Annotated in this window: 14 protein-coding genes; 9 read left to right on the forward strand and 5 right to left on the reverse strand. The window is 67.8% G+C overall.

Annotated features, from left to right (window positions below; genetic code table 11):
- Positions 1-44: 44 nt before the first annotated feature.
- Positions 45-2,309 carry a heavy metal translocating P-type ATPase gene (locus F8O06_RS07120; protein WP_412973460.1) on the forward strand — a complete coding sequence of 755 codons (2,265 nt, stop codon included), beginning with the start codon at positions 45-47 and terminating at the stop codon, positions 2,307-2,309.
- Between the two features lie 47 nt (positions 2,310-2,356).
- Positions 2,357-2,992 carry a DedA family protein gene (locus tag F8O06_RS07125; RefSeq protein ID WP_158038142.1) on the forward strand — a complete coding sequence of 212 codons (636 nt, stop codon included), beginning with the start codon at positions 2,357-2,359 and terminating at the stop codon, positions 2,990-2,992.
- Between the two features lie 2 nt (positions 2,993-2,994).
- Here the strand turns inward: F8O06_RS07125 and F8O06_RS07130 are convergent, their stop codons facing one another.
- Both F8O06_RS07130 and F8O06_RS07135 read right to left on the reverse strand, forming a co-directional pair.
- The gene (locus tag F8O06_RS07130) at positions 2,995-3,552 is read right to left on the reverse strand and encodes a type 1 glutamine amidotransferase domain-containing protein (protein ID WP_158038143.1); all 558 of its coding nucleotides are present in this window, start codon (positions 3,550-3,552) and stop codon (positions 2,995-2,997) included.
- Positions 3,553-3,609: 57 nt separating this feature from the next.
- Positions 3,610-4,854: an AI-2E family transporter gene (locus F8O06_RS07135; protein ID WP_225733433.1), complete on the reverse strand. Its 1,245-nt coding sequence runs from the start codon at positions 4,852-4,854 to the stop codon at positions 3,610-3,612.
- A gap of 105 nt (positions 4,855-4,959) precedes the next feature.
- Here F8O06_RS07135 and F8O06_RS07140 point away from each other — a divergent pair, with 105 nt between their 5' ends.
- Positions 4,960-7,074 carry an NAD(+) synthase gene (locus tag F8O06_RS07140; RefSeq protein ID WP_158038145.1) on the forward strand — a complete coding sequence of 705 codons (2,115 nt, stop codon included), beginning with the start codon at positions 4,960-4,962 and terminating at the stop codon, positions 7,072-7,074.
- Between the two features lie 9 nt (positions 7,075-7,083).
- On the opposite strand, the gene rraA is transcribed toward F8O06_RS07140, so the two are convergent.
- Positions 7,084-7,584, reverse strand: coding sequence for a ribonuclease E activity regulator RraA (gene rraA, locus F8O06_RS07145; protein WP_158038146.1), 501 nt, complete (start codon positions 7,582-7,584; stop codon positions 7,084-7,086).
- Positions 7,581-9,092 (reverse strand): helix-turn-helix domain-containing protein, encoded by a 1,512-nt coding sequence (locus F8O06_RS07150; RefSeq protein WP_158038147.1) that lies wholly within the window; start codon positions 9,090-9,092, stop codon positions 7,581-7,583. The genes rraA and F8O06_RS07150 overlap by 4 nt, the downstream gene beginning before the upstream one ends.
- A 214-nt stretch (positions 9,093-9,306) precedes the next feature.
- Here F8O06_RS07150 and aceA point away from each other — a divergent pair, with 214 nt between their 5' ends.
- The 5 genes from aceA (at position 9,307) to F8O06_RS07175 (ending at position 16,053) form a co-directional block, all read left to right on the forward strand.
- Positions 9,307-10,617 carry an isocitrate lyase gene (gene aceA / locus F8O06_RS07155; RefSeq protein ID WP_158038148.1) on the forward strand — a complete coding sequence of 437 codons (1,311 nt, stop codon included), beginning with the start codon at positions 9,307-9,309 and terminating at the stop codon, positions 10,615-10,617.
- Between the two features lie 154 nt (positions 10,618-10,771).
- Positions 10,772-12,490, forward strand: coding sequence for a malate synthase A (gene aceB, locus F8O06_RS07160; RefSeq protein ID WP_158038149.1), 1,719 nt, complete (start codon positions 10,772-10,774; stop codon positions 12,488-12,490).
- A gap of 4 nt (positions 12,491-12,494) precedes the next feature.
- Positions 12,495-13,862 (forward strand): MFS transporter, encoded by a 1,368-nt coding sequence (locus F8O06_RS07165; protein ID WP_158038150.1) that lies wholly within the window; start codon positions 12,495-12,497, stop codon positions 13,860-13,862.
- On the forward strand, positions 13,859-14,995 hold the full coding sequence (locus F8O06_RS07170; protein WP_158038151.1) for a cation:proton antiporter: 1,137 nt from the start codon (positions 13,859-13,861) through the stop codon (positions 14,993-14,995). The genes F8O06_RS07165 and F8O06_RS07170 overlap by 4 nt, the downstream gene beginning before the upstream one ends.
- Before the next feature lie 38 nt (positions 14,996-15,033).
- Positions 15,034-16,053 (forward strand): acyl-CoA thioesterase, encoded by a 1,020-nt coding sequence (locus F8O06_RS07175; RefSeq protein WP_158038152.1) that lies wholly within the window; start codon positions 15,034-15,036, stop codon positions 16,051-16,053.
- Positions 16,054-16,084: 31 nt separating this feature from the next.
- Here F8O06_RS07175 and F8O06_RS07180 read toward each other — a convergent pair whose 3' ends face one another.
- On the reverse strand, positions 16,085-16,936 hold the full coding sequence (locus tag F8O06_RS07180; protein ID WP_158038153.1) for a CPBP family intramembrane glutamic endopeptidase: 852 nt from the start codon (positions 16,934-16,936) through the stop codon (positions 16,085-16,087).
- Between the two features lie 65 nt (positions 16,937-17,001).
- Here F8O06_RS07180 and F8O06_RS07185 point away from each other — a divergent pair, with 65 nt between their 5' ends.
- Entirely contained in the window at positions 17,002-17,823 is an 822-nt protein-coding gene (locus tag F8O06_RS07185; RefSeq protein ID WP_158038154.1) for a pyruvate, water dikinase regulatory protein, read from the forward strand.
- Positions 17,824-17,918: the final 95 nt, after the last annotated feature.

The following is a 17,918-nucleotide window of genomic DNA, read 5'->3' on the forward strand; positions in this document are numbered from 1 at the left end:
AGAGACAACAGCGGGCATCATTCTCAGCGAAGGAGTCAGACACCGTGACCGCAGAGAGCACCACCTCGGCAGCGACCGGGCGCGACAGCATTGAACTCGAGATCGGCGGCATGACCTGCGCCTCGTGCGCAGCACGCATCGAGAAGAAGCTGAACCGGCTCGACGGTGTGCAGGCGACGGTGAACTTCGCCACCGAGAAGGCACGGGTCCACGCGCCCGAAGGGTACGACCCGGCGCAGCTGATCGACGTGGTCGAGCAGACCGGCTACACGGCAGCTCTGCCCGCTCCCCCCGAGCCGTCCACCGCATCCGCCGCCTCGCACGCCGACGTCGAGCTGGTGGCGCTGCGCAACCGGCTGATCGGCTCTGTGGTGCTCTCAGTGCCGGTCATCGCGATGGCCATGATCCCCGCACTGCAGTTCACGAACTGGCAGTGGCTGTCGCTCACCCTTGCGGCTCCGGTCGTCGTCTGGGCGGCGTGGCCGTTCCATCGCGCCGCCTGGACCAACCTGCGTCACGGGGCGGCGACGATGGACACGCTCATCTCTCTGGGCACCGTCTCGGCGCTGCTCTGGTCGCTCTACGCGCTCTTCTTCGGCACAGCCGGCATGCCAGGCATGCACCATGCGTTCGAACTCACGATCGCTCCCACCGACGGCTCGAACAACATCTACCTCGAGGTCGCCGCCGGGGTCACCATGTTCATCCTGGCCGGACGCTACTTCGAGATGCGCTCGAAACGACAGGCCGGCGCGGCGCTGCGCGCACTCGTCGAGCTCGGGGCCAAAGACGTCGCGGTGCTGCGGAACGGCCGCGAGCAGCGCGTTCCGGTCGCTCAGCTCGCCGTGGGCGACGAATTCGTGGTGCGGCCGGGCGAGAAGATCGCGACCGACGGCCGCGTGATGTCAGGGTCGTCGTCGGTGGATGCGTCGATGCTGACGGGCGAACCGGTGCCGGTCGAGGTGCACGAAGGCGACGCTGTGGTCGGCGGGACGGTGAACGCCGGTGGCCGCCTGGTCGTGCGCGCCACCCGGGTCGGCTCCCACACGCAGCTCGCGCGAATGGCGCAGATGGTCGAAGACGCCCAGTCGGGCAAGGCACCGGTGCAGCGACTTGCCGACCGCGTGTCAGCCGTCTTCGTGCCCATCGTGATCGGCATCGCCCTGATCACGCTGGTGGTATGGCTGCTGCTCGGGCATCCCGCCACAGCGGCCTTCACCGCGGCCGTCTCGGTGCTCATCATCGCCTGCCCGTGCGCTCTGGGGCTGGCGACACCGACCGCACTGCTGGTGGGCACGGGGCGCGGTGCGCAGCTCGGCATCCTCATCAAAGGCCCCGAGGTGCTCGAGTCGACGCGTCGGGTCGACACCATCGTTCTTGACAAGACCGGCACAGTGACCACGGGCCGCATGACCGTGAAGAACGTCGTCGCCGAGCCTGACGTCACGCAGCACGACCTGCTGCGGCTGGCCGGCGCCCTCGAGGCGGCCTCGGAGCATCCGATCGCCCGTGCGATCGCCCAGGCTGCGGCCGAAGCCGGAGCTCTGCCAGAGGTCTCTGACTTCGCCAATGCCGCAGGCCTCGGCGTTCGCGGTCTGGTCGAGGGCCATGTCGTCGTCGCCGGCCGCGAGGCGCTGCTGGAGCAGTGGTCGATGCACCTGTCTGACGAACTCGTGGCCGCCAAGCAGCAGGCGGAGCAGGGCGGTGCGACCGTCATCGCCGTGGGCTGGGACGGCACGGCACGCGGCATCGTCGTCGTGGCCGACGCGGTGAAGCCCACCAGCCGCGAGGCGATCGCGCAGCTCACCGGTCTCGGGCTCGACCCTGTGCTGCTGACCGGAGACAATGCACGGGCAGCTCGACAGATCGGCGCCGAAGTGGGCGTCGACCAGGTGATCGCCGAGGTGCTGCCGCAGCAGAAGGTCGCCGAAGTGAGGCGGCTGCAGCAGGCCGGGCACGTCGTGGCGATGGTCGGTGACGGCGTCAACGACGCCCCCGCACTGGCCACCGCCGACTTGGGGCTCGCCATGGGCACCGGCACCGATGTGGCCATCGAGGCCGCAGACATCACCCTGGTGCGTGGCGATCTGCGCAGCGCCGCCGATGCGATCCGACTCGCCAGGCGCACACTCGGCACGATCAAGACCAACCTCTTCTGGGCTTTCGCCTACAACGTCGCGGCGATCCCGCTCGCAGCGCTGGGGCTGCTCAACCCGATGCTTGCGGGTGCAGCGATGGCGTTCAGTAGCGTCTTCGTCGTGGGCAACAGCCTGCGGCTGCGCGGCTTCCGCAGTCGTGCACAGGGCTGACGCACGCTCGACGATGTGGCACAGCGCACCGGGTACGCTGGGAGGCCATGGGATCTGCAGCCTCTGACTGGGTGTTGTCACTCGCGAGTTCGCCCTGGGTGTTCGTCGCGCTGGCCCTCGTGCTCGCGCTGAGCGGCACGCTCACCTTTCTGCCCACACAGTCGCTCGTGATCGCACTGGCGACGATCGCCTACGCCCGCCCCGAACAGTTGTTCGTGACCATCGTGCTGCTGATCAGCACCACCGTCGGCATGGTGGTCGGCGACCTCGGAGCGTTCGGTCTGGCACGGTGGACGCATCTGGGCGGCTGGCGATGGCTGAACGGCGTCAGAGTGCGGCGCATGAGACGCTGGATGCGACGCCGGCTGCGAGATCAGCCCGACATCACCATGATCAGCGCCCGTCTGGTGCCGATGGGGCGTCTGGCCACCTCCCTCGCGTGCGCCGACCTGCACATGCCGACGGCGCTGTTCGTCCGACTCTCGGCGGTCGGCTCGTTGGTCTGGGCGATCTACAGCACCGGCATCGGCGCGGTCGCCGGCATCTGGGTCGAGAGGCATCCCGTAGCCGTGATCTGCATCGCCGTGGTGATCGCCATGCTCATCGGCATGATCGCCTCACGCATCCAGACCGCGCTGATGTCTCGCGAGACCTCGGAGAGTCGCTCTGGACGCGCTTCCTGAGCTCAGCCCTCCAGCGTCGTGATGATGGCCGCCACGAAGGCGTCGAGATCCTGCGGCGACCGCGAGGTGATCAGCCGCCAGCCATCGGTGTCGTCGACGACCGCTTCGGCGTCGACCCACTCGGCTCCCGCGTTGACCAGATCGGTCTTGATGCTGCTGTACGAGGTGAGCTTCTTACCCTCGGCCACTCCGGCGTCGATCAGCGCCCACGGTGCGTGACAGATCGCAGCGATCGGCCGACCCGCGATGGTGAAGCGCCGCACGATGCGCTGCGCGTCGTTGTCAACGCGCAGCTGGTCGGCGTTGATGGTGCCTCCGGGCAGCACGAGCAGGTCGAACTGCCCCGGGTCGATGTCGGCGAAGGTCGCGTCGGGTGCGAGCGTCTCGCCGACCGTGCGGTCGTGCACCAAGGTGAGAATCGCCTCAGGCTTCGGCGCGGCCACGGTCACCCGAGCGCCTGCTGCGCGCAGATCGTTGACCGGGCGCGAGATCTCAGCGGTCTCGACTCCGTAGTTGGTCGAGATGACGAGCACGCGTTTCTCTGAGAGTGCTGTGTTCATAGAAGAACTCCTTCTGAGTCTTGATCGCCGACGCCGAGACGGAGCCGGCGCCGCCGATCATACGTCGCTGCCGCCCGATGCGTCAGCGTCTTTGTCCGGGGCCGCCGCCGCATCCGCCGCCGCATCCGCCGACGCTGCGCCGGTGGGGGCTTTGGCCTCCTCTTCGGCGGCCAGCTCGGCCTCGCGAGCCTCACGACGTTCCCGAGCTGACTTCGCCCGAGCGAACCGTGCCGGGCGTCCGGGCCCGTCCCAGACCTGCAGCACCGACCACGCCGCTGCGGTGAGCGGCACTGCGATGATCGCCCCGAGCACACCGCCCAGCGAGGCGCCGATGGTCAGCGCGATCAGAATCACCAACGGGTGCAGCTTCAGCGTGCGCCCCATGACCACAGGCTGCAGCAGATTGCCCTCGAGCTGGTTGACCACGATCACGATGGCGATCACGATCAGTGCGGCGACCGGCCCGTTGGCCACCAGCGCGACCAGGGCGGCGAGCCCGCCGGCCAGCGTGGCACCGACGATCGGGATGTATGCCGTGACGAACACGATCACGGCCAAGGGCAGCGCCAGCGGCACCTGCAGAATCACGAGTCCGATGCCGATGCCGACGGCATCAGCCGCGGCCACGATCGTCGTGCCGCGCAGATAGCTGCCGAACGTGGTGACGGCCTGCTGTCCCGCGCGGCGAGCCCTCGTGTATCCGTCTCCGTGCAGAGGCCGCAGCAGGAACTCCCAGATCGCCGCCCCGTCTTTGAGAAAGAAGAAGAGGACCACCACGAAGATGCCGAAGCCGGTGAAGAACTCCGCCGTCGCCGAGACGCCGGCGAGTGCTCCGCTCTGAAAGCCGCTGCTGGCCAGCACGCCCTGCGCCCACGCCCCGACCTCGGCGAGCGCCGGCATGTGCACGGTGAACGGCAGCCCGTCGATGAAGTCCTGGAGCGTCTGCATGCCGCCGGTCGCCGAGCTCACCAGTACGTTCCACTGGTTGAGCACAGCCCACACGATCAGCCAGATCAGCAGCCCGAAGGTGACCACGATGCTCAGCAGGGCCGTCCAGGCGGCGAGCATGGCCGGCGCGCCTCTGCGCCGCAGCCAGGCGGTGAACGGAACGATCGCCGACGAGACGATCAGAGCGAGCAGCACGGGAATGCCGACGATCGACACCTGCATGATGGCGAAGATCACGACCACGATCACAGCGAGCACGACCAGAGTCTGCACGCATCGCGTGGCCAGCGTTCCGAAGCCGTCAGCCCAAAGCCGACGAACCGCTCCTGGTTCTTTCACTGCGCGTTCAGTCATCATGACGCCTCAGCCCCTTCATCATCATCGTGCCAACACGGTAGCAAATGTTCACCAAGTGTACTGTCTGCCGGCAAGACCTCGCGCTGTGCCAGACTGGAGGCCATGACCGATCGACTTGTCGCCGCCCGTGCACTCGGCGCCCGGGCGAGCGCCTACGCTCAGGGCTTCGCTCGCGTCGCAGCCGTCACCTTCCCCATCGCCATCGCCGATCCTGCTGCGAACGCGAAGCAGATCATCCAGCAGGCTGTGGAGTGCGACCGAGACGCGGTCGGGGTGGCCGTCTTCAGCGAGCTGTGCCTGACCGGTTACGCCATCGACGACTTGGTGCTGCAGGATGCAGTGCTCGACTCCGCCGTCGACGCCCTGATCGAGGTGGTCGCAGCGAGCACCGAGCTGCTGCCGGTGCTCGTGGTCGGAGTGCCGCTGCGGCACGAGTCCCGGCTCTACAACTGCGCCGCAGTCATCCATCGCGGCCGTCTGCTCGGGGTCGTGCCGAAGTCCTACCTGCCGACCTATCGGGAGTTCTACGAACGCCGCTGGTACGCTCCCGGAGACGACCAGCGCGGCGGCAGCATCCGCATCGGCGAGTTCGATGCGCCCTTCGGCACCGACCTGCTCTTCGACGCCGTCGATGTGCCGGGGCTGGTGCTGCACGCAGAGATCTGCGAAGACATGTGGGTGCCGGTTCCGCCGAGCGCGCGTGCCGCACTGGCCGGGGCGAGCGTGCTCGCGAACCTCTCGGGCAGCCCCATCACCATCGCCCGCGCCGAAGACCGCCATCTGCTGGTGCGCTCGGCGTCTGCCCGCTGCCTCGCCGCCTATGTCTATGCCGCCGCGGGAGCCGGAGAGTCGAGCAACGACCTTTCGTGGGACGGCCAGACGATGATCTACGACAACGGCACGCTGCTCGCGCAGACCGAACGCTTTCCCGACGGGCCGAGACGGTCGGTCGCCGATGTCGATCTCGACGTGCTGCGGCAGGAGCGCCTGCGACAGGGCACGTTCGACGACAACCGACGCACGCTCGCCGATCTGAGCGGCGACGCCCGCGAGGGCGACTATCGCACCGTTTCGTTCACGCTGAGGCCGCCCACCGACGACATCGGCCTGCGCCGCACCCTCGCCCGCTTTCCCTTCGTGCCCGCCGACCCCGACCGGCTCGCGCAGGACTGCTACGAGGCGTACAGCATCCAGGTCTCGGGTCTCATGCAGCGCATGCGCTCGATCGGCTCGCCGAAGCTCGTGATCGGCGTCTCGGGAGGCCTCGACTCGACGCACGCGCTGCTCGTCTGCGCACAGGCCATGGACCGTCTCGGACGCCCGCGCACCGACATCCTCGCATTCACCATGCCCGGGTTCGCGACGAGCGACCACACCAAGTCGAACGCCGTGGCACTGGCCGAGTCGCTGGGGGTCACATTCGAAGAGCTCGACATCAGGCCTGCCGCACGCGAGCTGCTCAGCCGCATCGGACATCCCTTCGCCGACGGTGAGCCGGTCTATGACACCACCTTCGAGAACGTGCAGGCCGGGCTGCGCACCGACTATCTGTTCCGACTCGCGAACCAGCGCGGCGGCATCGTGGTGGGCACCGGCGACCTCTCAGAGGGCGCCTTGGGCTGGTCGACGTACGGCGTCGGCGACCAGATGTCGCATTACACGGTCAACACCGGCGTTCCCAAGACGCTGATGCAGCATCTGATTCGCTGGGTGAGCTCGACCGGGCACTTCTCTGCCGAGGTCTCAGCGGTGCTGCAGCGTGTGCTCGACACCGAGATCTCGCCCGAACTGGTGCCCGCCGGCGCCGACGGCAAGGTGCAGAGCACCGAAGAGAAGATCGGCCCCTACGCGCTGCACGACTTCACGCTCTATCAGGTGCTGCGTCACGGCATGCGCCCGAGTCGCATCGCCTGGCTGGCCGCACATGCCTGGGCCGAGCCGACGACCTGCCGCGACGCCGGCACCGGGCAGTGGCCCGCGGGCTTTCCGGAGGCAGATCGCCATGACTTCGACCTGCAGCAGATCGTGCACTGGCTCGAGGTCTTTCTGCAGCGCTTCTTCGGGTTCGCGCAGTTCAAGCGCACGGCGATCCCGAACGGCCCGAAGGTGTCGCCCGGCGGGTCGCTCTCGCCGCGCGGCGACTGGCGGGCGCCGTCAGACTCCTCGCCGCAGGCATGGCTCGACGAACTGCACCGGGCATTCCCGAACGGCGACTGAACCGGTCGGTCACCCCTCGAAACGCGGGTCGACGCTGAGGAACACCACGCCGTCCTCGTCTGAGACGACCCAGTCACCCGGCCGCACATCGACCTCGAGAAAGCGGATGGGCTCGCCCAGCACGCCGAAGCCGCGCTTTACGGTGGGCACCGGCTGAGAGCCCAGCGCTTTGACGTGCACGTCGGCCTGACCGAGTTCGACGGTGTCGCGCACGGCTCCCGCCACCAGGATGCCGGCCCACCCGTTTCGCGCGGCCAGCACGCCGAGATTGCCGCCGACCACCGCGCGGCGCAGCGATGCGCCGGCGTCGACGACGAGCACACGCCCCTCGCCAGGCGTGCCGAGCTGCTCTCTGATCAGCGTGTTGTCTTCGTGCACCTGCAGCGTCTGCACACGCCCGAAGACGCGTCGGCGACCGCCGAAGCTGCGCATCTGGGTGACCACGCTGCGCAGCTCGCGATCGCCGTCGTCGGCGAGATCTGCGGTGAGCAGGTCGGGAGAGTCGGTCATGGTCGGTTCCTTTCGTCGGCCGTCGGTGACGGCTCGGGCGGTGCGTGTCGTTCGAGGAATTCGTACACGTCTGTGGTGTCGACGCCGGGAAAGACGCCCTGTGGCAGCGCGGCGAGCAGTGAGGCGTGCGGTCGCGTGGCAGGCCAGCACTGATCCTCCCATTTCTCTCGCAGGTGCGCTGGCGGGATGCGACAGCAGTTCTCGTCCGGGCACGTCGAGACGGCACGACTGGCGGTGTTGCCGCCGCGGAACCAGCGGGCATGGGTGAAGTCGGTGCCGACCGACACCGACACCCTCCCCTGCGACGAGGCGAGCACGCGAGCGGCGCACCAGAACGTGCCGGTCGGCGTGTCGGTGTACTGAGCGAACGGGCTGAAGTGATCGGTCTCGGCGAAGACGATGCGGCTCGTCCAGTGTCGGCAGCAGGTCTGCCCCTCGATGGCGCCCAGCGAATCGGTGGGAAAGCACACGCTGTCGTTCTCGTAGGCCTTCCAGATCGTGCCGGACTCATGCACTTTCACGAAGTGCACGGGCAGATCGAGAAACTCCGTGGCCAGATTGGTGAACCGATGCGCAGCAGTCTCGTAGCTGACGGCGTAGGCGTCGCGAAAGTCGTCTATGGCCAGGTCTTTGTTCGCCTTCGCGGCCCGCAGTCGTTCGACGCTGCGGGTGCGAGGCATGAGCATCGCACCGGCGAAGTAGTTGCTCTCTACCCGCTGGCGCAGGAACTCCGCGTAGTCCGCAGGAACGGTGTGCCCGAGCACCTTGCTCGACAGCGCCTGCAGCACCGCGGCGCGCGAGTCGCCCGAGCCGATCACCGACTGCGGCAGATAGATGCGGCCGTTGCGCTCGTCCAGCACCGACCGCGTCGACTGCGGCAGGTCGTCGACGTAGTGCAGCGTGACGCCGAGATGTTCGGCCAGCGCCGCGGTCAGCCGCTGCGGCAGCGGGCCGCCCGCGTAGCCGAGCGTCTCGAGCAGTCCCTCGGCCTCATCATCGATCGATTCGAAGTAGTTGTCGCTGGCCCGCATCGTGGTGCGCAGTTCGGCGTTCACCCGGCGAGCCTCTTCTGGTGTCGCCTGTCGGTCGTCGCGCAGCTGCTCGATCTTGCGATAGAGGCCGACGATCGTGGCCAAGGCGTCGTCTCCCAGTCGAGGCCCCACTCGCACCGCAGGCAGGCCGAGCGATGAGAACCCGACCGACCGCTGTATGCGTTCGAGCTCGATCTCGTGCGACGCCCGTTCGTCGGGCGGCTCATCGCCGCCGATGAGATCGTCGAGGGGAACGGCGAGCACTTCGGCGATGCGCCTGAGCTGGCTGAGCTTCGGCTCTCGGTGCCCGTTCTCGAGCGCTGAGATCTGGCTGGGCGCGCGCTCGATCGCCTGCGCGAGAGACTCCAAGGTGAGCCCTCGCTGTTTTCGTATCGCGCGAATCCGCCGCCCGATGATGAGAGCGTCAACCATCGCCTCATCGCCAAGACGCGCCCCGCGCCGTTGCGTGGTCGTCATGTCTTCATGATGACACAGCCGTTTTCTCCGCAGAACAGAAATATCGCAGAACTTTCCTGCAGATTCGCCCGGATCGTCAGCATCTCTTGCCGCAGAGTAGAACTCACCACAGCACGACCGATCGACTCAACGACGTCTCGATCACCCGAGTGACGTGGTTCGGCTCACCGGCCGATGAGGTGGCACACGCACCATGAGATCAAAGGAGATCACCATGACCGAGCAGAACATCCGCCCCGGCGACCAGACACAGACCGCTGAGCACCTGCAGTTCGAGTGGGACAACGACCCGCGCTGGGAGGGCGTGCGCCGCGATTACTCCGCCGAAGACGTGCTGCGCATCCGCGGCGGCATCCGCGAAGAGAGCACACTCGCCCGTCGCGGCGCCGAGAGACTCTGGGAGCTGCTGCACGAAGAGGGCGACGACTGGGTGCGCGCGCTCGGCGCGCTCACCGGCAACCAGGCGGTTCAGCAGGTGCGAGCCGGTCTGCGCGCCATCTACCTCTCCGGCTGGCAGGTCGCCGCAGACGCGAACCTCTCGGGCCAGACCTACCCAGATCAGAGTCTGTACCCGGTCAACTCGGTGCCAGCGGTCGTGCGCCGCATCAACAACGCGCTGATGCGCGCCCACCAGGTGGAGTTCGGCGAAGGCGGGCCCGATGCGGTCATCCGCGACTGGATGGCGCCGATCGTGGCCGACGCCGAGGCCGGCTTCGGCGGCCCGTTGAACGCCTTCGAACTGCAGTCGGCGATGATCCAGGCCGGAGCGGCGGGCGTGCACTGGGAAGATCAGCTGGCCAGTGAGAAGAAGTGCGGCCACCTCGGCGGCAAGGTGCTCATTCCGACGAAGCAGCACATCCGTACTCTGCAGTCGGCTCGACTCGCGTCAGACGTCGCGGGTGTGCCCACCCTGATCATCGCCCGCACCGATGCGCTGGCGGCTGATCTGCTCACCAGCGACGTCGACGAGCGCGATCGCCAGTACACGACAGGCGAGCGCACCGACGAGGGCTTCTACCGAGTGCGCAACGGCATCGAGCCGGTCATCACCCGCGGTCTGGCCTTCGCCGAGTACGCCGACCTGCTCTGGGTCGAGACCGGAGAGCCCGACATCGAGCTTGCCCGTGAGTTCGCCACGGCGATCCACGAGAAGTTCCCCGGCAAGCTGCTCGCCTACAACTGCTCGCCGTCGTTCAATTGGAAGGCGCACCTCTCTGACGAGCAGATCGGCTCGTTCCAGCGTGAGCTCAGCGAGCTGGGCTACAAGTTCCAGTTCATCACGCTGGCCGGCTTCCACGCGCTCAACTACTCGATGTTCGAGCTGGCCAGCGGCTACCGCGACGAGCAGATGACCGCCTACGTGCAGCTGCAAGAGAAAGAGTTCGCCGCCGAGAGCCAGGGGTACACCGCCACCCGGCACCAGCGCGAGGTCGGCACCGGCTACTTCGACCGCATCTCGACGGCGCTCAACCCGGACAGCGCGACCCTCGCGCTGGTGGGCAGCACCGAAGAGGCACAGTTCTGATCTCGTCGGATCGGGGCGCCCCTGCATCGCCGCAGGCCGTGCCCCGACCGGCTCACTCCCGACGCCGCCGTCGCCGCGACGCCGGTCGTCACGTCACACCGCCACGCACCCGCCGATCAACGACGATCGGCCCCGCCACCAGGATTGGAGAATCATGCACACCACCACTGCCGTCCGCCGACCGACCCGACCCGTCGTGCGCGTCGCCGGGCGCATGCACGAACGCTTCGACGAGATTCTCACGCCCGAGGCGCTGGACTTTCTCGCCGCACTGCACCACCGCTTCTCGTCACGTCGCCATGAGCTGCTCGCCAAACGGGCGAAGCGGCTGAAAGACTACTCGCTGGGCACCAACCCCGACTTCCTGCCCGGCACCGCGCACATCCGCGCCGACCGAAGCTGGCGTGTCGTCGGCTCTGCGAATGCGCCCGGTCTGCAGGATCGGCGCGTGGAGATCACGGGGCCGACCGATCGCAAGATGACCGTCAACGCGCTCAACTCCACGGCCAAGGTCTGGCTCGCCGACTTCGAGGATGCCACCAGCCCCACCTGGCAGAACGTGGTCGGCGGCCAGCTGAGCCTCTTCGACGCGATTCGCGGGCAGATCGACTTCACCTCGCCAGAGGGCAAGCAGTACGCCCTGCGAACGAAAGAGCTCGCCGAGCTGCCCACCATCGTGCCTCGCCCGCGCGGCTGGCATCTGCCCGAGAAGCACTTGGTCTTCACCGATGACAGCAACCGCACCGAAGACACGTCGGGCAGCCTCGTCGACTTCGGGCTGTTCTTCTTTCACAACGCGAAAGAGCTCATCGCCCGCGGGCGAGGCCCGTACTTCTACATCCCCAAGCTCGAGAGCCACCTCGAAGCCCGCCTGTGGAACGACGTCTTCACCTTCGCCGAGCACGCACTGGGTCTCGACATCGGCACCATCCGCGCCACCGTGCTGATCGAGACGCTGCCTGCGGCCTTCGAGATCGATGAGATCCTCTACGAGATGCGCGATCACATCACCGGCATCAACGCCGGCCGCTGGGATTACATCTTCAGCGTGATCAAGGTCTTCCGCGAGCGCGGTGCGAAGAACGTGCTGCCTGATCGCTCCTGCATCACGATGGAGGTTCCCTTCACCCGCGCATACGCACAGCTGCTGGTCAAGACCGCACATGCCCGGAGCGCCTACGCCATCGGCGGCATGAGCGCATTCATCCCGAACCGGCGCGATCCGGAGGTCACCGAGCGCGCCTTTCAGCAGGTGTCGGCAGACAAGCGCCGTGAGGCAGAGGCCGGCTATGACGGCACCTGGGTCGCGCATCCCGACCTGATTCCCTACGCACAGGCCGAGTTCGACGCGGTGCTCGGCGAGCGGCCCAACCAGGTCGAACGTCAGCTCGACGACGTCAGCATCGGGCAGAGCGATCTGCTGAACTTCCAGGCGACCCCTGGCGAGGTCACCGAGGCCGGCCTGCGCGACAACGTCTCGGTGGGCATCCGCTACATCGAATCGTGGCTGCGCGGCGTCGGTGCCGCGGCCCTCGACAACCTGATGGAGGACGCGGCGACCGCCGAGATCTCGCGCACGCAGATCTGGCAGTGGCTGCACTACCAGACCGTCACCGCCGAGGGCAATGCCATCACCCGCGAGCGCGTGCAGCAGATCATCGACGGCGTGGTCTCAGAGCTGCAGCGCTTCGACGGCGACCGGTTCGACGACGCCGTGCAGGTGTTCGCGCAGGTCGCCCTCGACAAGCCGTTCCTGCCTTTTCTCACCACAGAGGCCTACCGACGCTACCTCGCCACCGATGTGGTCACCCCTGAGCCGCTGACCGACGAGGCCGCCGGTCTCGTCGAGCCGCAGCCGGCGAACCGAGGATGACACCATGTCGACGCAGACGCAGACGCAGACAGTTCGACGGTCGGGCGGTCCACAGACCGGTCGGGCGCGCACAGCGCACGGCCGGTCTTGGGTCAGCGTCGCCGCCGTGCTCTTCGCAGTCGCCTGGGCCGGCAACGAGTTCACTCCGCTGCTGGTGATGTACCAGATGCACAGCGGCTTCACCGCCCTGCAGGTCAACATCCTCTTCGGCGGCTACGTGCTGGGCATCATCCCGGCTCTGCTGATCGGCGGCCCCATGGCCGACCGCATCGGCCGCCGTCCGGTCATGATCCCAGGCCCGCTGCTGGCCATGACCGGCAGCCTCGTGCTCGCCCTCGACCCCGAGAGCATGGTGGCGCTGTTCGTCGGTCGTCTGCTCTGCGGGCTCGCGCTCGGTCTGGCGATGGCCGTCGGCAGCACCTGGATCAAGGAGCTCTCGACGGCCCCGTTCGATGCAAACGCCGATGCGGGGGCGGGCGCACGTCGCGCATCCATCACGCTCAGCGTGGGCTTCGGGGCCGGCGCCGCAGTCGCCGGAGCCATCGCGCAGTGGGGGCCAGCGGCCACCATGCTGCCCTACCTCGTCAACGTCGGGCTGCTCATTCCGGTGACTGTGTGGATGATGCGCAGAGGCCCGGAGACGCAGGTGCACGCAGTGCTCTCGACGTCACGCCGCCGCAGCCGCTCGCGCTTCGCGCTGATCGCCGAAGACGGCATCGACCCGGCGGTGCGTCGCCGGTTCCTGCTGATCGTCGCTCCCGCAGCTCCGTGGGTGTTCGGCTGTGCAGCCAGCGCCTACGCGATTCTGCCCACGCAGATGCGCTCGCAGGCTCCCGGCCTTGAGATCGGCTTCAGTGCGCTGATGTGTCTGGTGGGTCTCACCTGCGGCGTCGGTGTGCAGCCGGTGATCAAGCGTCTCGAGCGTCCGGGGTCGGCCCGCGCGCTGGTGCTCGGCCTGGTCGTCGCCTGCGCGGGGATGCTGCTGGCCGCGAGCGCACTGGCCACGCAGCAGGTCTGGCTGGGTCTGGTCGCCGCGGCCGTGCTGGGCATTGGCTACGGCACGGTTCTGGTGTCTGGTCTGCAGTACGTGCAGCGCATCGCGCCGCCCGGTCGTCTGGCCGCGTTCACCGCCGTGTTCTACAGCCTCACCTACACGGGGTTCTTCATGCCGGCGATCCTCTCGGGCGTCGAGCTGGCATTCAGCGGGGTGCACCACATCTGGATGTTCGCAGTGGGCGCTGCACTGGCGCTGGTCAGTCTCGCGGTGGTCGCAGCGAGCAGCGCAGCACTGCGTGAGCGTCCCAGTGCGGATGCCATGGTCGAGCTCACGCGGGAGGGCGGCTGCACACGGGGTGCTAACGTGCCAGCATGACTCTGCTCACGCTGCTGGCGATCACTGTGATCGCGCTGCTGGGGCCTGTGCTGAGCTGGGTCACCCGATGGCGTGCCCCGGTGCTCGTCGGTCAGATTCTCGGCGGCCTGCTCATCGGCGGCGCCGGCTTGGGATGGGTCGATGCCGGCGACTCGATGTTCACACTGCTGGCCGACTTGGGCTTCGCGCTCACGATGTTCGTCGCCGGCAGCCAGATTCCGGTGCGCAACCCCGAGCTGCGGCCGCTGCTGTTGAAGGGGCTCATCCGAGCGGCAGCCGTGGCCGTGGCCGCTCTGGCGCTGGGCGCGCTCATCAGCCTCACCCTGCACAGTGCGGACTGGCTGATCTATACGGTCGTACTCGGGTCTTCTTCGGCGGCGCTGGCGCTGCCCGCGATGGCTCAGGCCCGGCTGACCGGCCCGGCGGTGACCGCCACGATGGCGCAGATCGCCGTCGCCGACGTGGCGTCGATCGTGCTGCTGCCTCTGGTCATGGACACCGGCCGCGCCCTGCTGACCATCGTCGGCGCACTGGCACTCTGCGCTCTGACCGCCGGGGTCGTTCTCGCGCTGCGCATGATGCGACGCCGCGGCATGCTGAGCGAGGCGCACCGGGTCAGTCGCCGCGAGCATTTGGCGCTCGAGCTGCGCATCTCACTCGTGCTGCTGCTCGCGTTCGCCGTACTCGCCTCGCAGACAGCGGTGTCGATCATGCTCGCCGGGTTCGCTGCAGGGGTCGCGGTCTCGGCGATCGGAGAGCCTCGACGACTGGCGAAGCAGGTCTTCGCCCTCAGCGAGGGCTTCTTCTCACCCCTGTTCTACGTCTGGCTCGGCGCGTCGCTGTCGCTGGGCGACCTGTGGAGCAGTCCGCGGCACGTTCTGCTGGGCCTCGCACTGGGCTTCGGCGGCCTGGCCGTGCACGCGGTCAGCGCGCTGACCGGGCAGCCCGCCTCACTGGCGCTGCTCGGCGGCGCACAGCTGGGCGTGCCGATCGCTGCGGCCACCATCGGCATGCAGACCGGTGCGCTGAACAGCGGTGACGCCGCAGCGCTCGTCTTCGGCGCGCTCATCAGCGTCGTGTCGCTGTCGGCGACGGTTCCTCTCGCAGCGAGACGTTTCGCCACGCAGCGCTGATCCGCTGCCGCCGCGGGCGAATCGACTAGGGTATGTGCATGCTCACTGACCCTCATCCGTCAGAGCCCACCGGCTCATCCCCCGCCGACAGCGATGCGACGTCGCCAGAAGATCACATCACGCTGCGCTTCATGGCCCTGCCTCAAGAGGTCTCGAAGACCGGCACCTCAATCGCCGAGGGCCGCGTCCTCGAATGGATCGATCGTGCGGGCTACGCCTGCGCCGTCGGATGGAGCTCGTCGTACTGCGTGACCGCGTACGTCGGCAACGTCCACTTCAACAGTCCGATCGCCCCGGGCAGCATCATCGCTGCGCATGCCCGCATCATCCACACCGGCCGCACCAGCATGCACGTGCTCGTGCGCGTCGAATCGGCCGACGTGCGCACTCGCGCCTACCAGCCGGCCTGCGACTGCATCCTGATCTTCGTCGCCGTCGACGAGAACGGCACGCCGGCGCAGGTTCCGCAGTGGAGCCCGCAGACCGACACCGAACGCCAGCTGCACGAGGCGGCCATCGAGCGCATCGAGCCCCGCCGCCGCATCCGCCAGTCGATGGCCTCGCAGGCATACACCACTTACGGCACCGCACCAGAGACGGTCTTCCGTTTCTTGGCCGCGCCGCAGCATGCCAACTGGGGCGGCAAGACCCACGGTGGCACGGTGATGCGCTGGATCGGCGAAGCGGCGAACACCTGCGCGAGCAGCTGGGCCAAACACGACGTGGTCGGCGTCTACTCGGGCGGCATCCACTTCATCAACCCGATTCCGATCGGCAACATCGTCGAGATCCGCTCGCGCCTGCTGCTGACGACGCCGCACAGCATCCACGTCAGCACCCAGGTGCGCACGGCAGACCCGAAGCGGCCCAACGACCTGCGCCTGACGACTCGATGCATGACCGTGCTGGTCGTCGTCGGCGAAGACGGGCACGCCACCGACGTGCCGCAGTGGGAGCCGGTCAGCGACGAGGATCGCCACCTGCGCTCACACGCTCGCGAGCTCATCCAGATGCGTCACGAGATGCATCCGGTGCCGCTCGAACTGCCCGGCATCTGATCGATCGGCCGCTGGCCGACCGACGCGCGACCTAGCCGAGCAGACCGGTCGACAGCAGCCAGGGGCCGGCCAGCTGCCAGCCGACGAACGCGCAGGTGTCGAGCAGAAAGTGGGCCACCACCAGCGGGGCCACTCCGCCCCACCGTCGGGCCGCCCAGAGAAAGACCACGCCCATCACCGCGTTGCCGACGAACGGGCCGATGCCCTGATACAGGTGGTACGAGCCGCGCAGCAGGGCGGCAGCGACGAAGACGGCCGGCCATCCCCACGCGATCTCGCGCAGGCGGATCGCCAGCCAGCCCGAGACGATGGTCTCTTCGAGCACGGCGGCCTCGACGGCTGCGAGCAGCAGCACCGGGATGCTCCACCAATGCGCATCGAGCGCTGCGGGGACGACGTTCGCGGTCAGCCCGAGCAGCCGCCCGACGGCGTAGAGCGCGAGGCCGGGCAGCCCGATCACCGCCGCCAGCAGACAGCCGCGGCCCCATGCGCGCCTGCTCCAGAGGTCGTGCAGACCGAGTCTGGCCGCGCCTGCTGCGAAGCCGGCGCCGGTGAAGCCCGCGCCGGAGCATCGGTCGGCAGGCTCCGACGACCGAGCCGCCAGCAGCCACAGCACCAGGAGCACCGGCACCAGGCCGAAGCCGATCTGCGCCAGCTGGATCAGCAGATCGAGCCAGGGCTGCGACGCCTGACTGGCGTTCAGCGTGCTCGTCTGCGCACCGAGGCCACCCTCGGCCGTCAGCTTGCGCAGCAGCGAGAGCACGGCGAACACCGCCGACTGGCCGAGGGTGAGCCCGAGCACGATCCAGACCTCGGCGCGCACGCGCGGCCGGGCCCAGGCCGGCGTCACCTCGGTCTGCGGCCAGCGGAAGCTTTGGGTCATAGCAGCACCCTACTCGTCGGCCTCTCTGCGGTATCGTGGAACCCGTCGCCGGCAGAGAGGCAGTCATGATCACAGAGCGCGAGACGCATTCCGTCTTCTTCGTGTCGGACGGCACCGGCATCACGGCCGAGACCCTCGGCAACACACTGCTGACGCAGTTTCCGAACGACAGCTTCATCCGCGCCACGATCCCGTTCGTGAACACCGTCGAATACGCGCGCACCGTGGTGCGCCACATCGACTCGCTCTCGAAGACGCAGCCCATTCCCCTCGTCTTCTCGACCGTGGTCTCAGACGAGATCCGTGAGGTGTTCACCGCCTCGGGGGCTCTGGTCATCGATCTGCTCGGCGAGGCGACCAAGCGTCTCGAGCAGACGCTGCACACTGAGGCCAGTCACTCGCCCGGCCGCGCGCACGGTCAGGGCGACCTCGAGCGATACAACGCCCGCATGCATGCCGTGGAGTTCGCGATCGAACACGACGACGGCCAGAGTCTGCGTGCGCTGGATCGCAGCGACATCATCCTCATCGCCCCGTCACGCTGCGGCAAGACGCCGACGACCATGTATCTGGCGCTTCAGCACGGCGTGCTGGTCGCCAACTACCCGCTCATCCACGAAGACTTCGGCTCGACCGAACTCCCGGCGCCGATCGCTCCCCTGGCCGACAAGTGCTTCGGGCTGCTCTCGACTCCCCAGCGGCTGAGCGAGGTGCGCTCGCAGCGCCGCCCCGACTCACGCTATGCGTCGCTCGACCAGTGCCGCTACGAGCTGCGCAACGCCGAAGAGATGTACCGGCGTCACAACATTCCCTTCGTCAACTCGGCGAGCAAGTCGATCGAAGAGATGTCGTCTGTGATTCTGCACAGCATGAGCCTGCGCAAGTGACCTGTGCGACCGTGTCACCACGCGGAAACATATCGTGACTATACTTTTTTGCAGGGTGACGATGATGATCCATCGACACCACTACCTCTGAAGGA

The sequence above is a fragment of the Pseudoclavibacter sp. CFCC 14310 genome (assembly GCF_008831165.1).
In the GTDB taxonomy this organism is placed as follows: Bacteria; Actinomycetota; Actinomycetes; order Actinomycetales; family Microbacteriaceae; genus Pseudoclavibacter_A.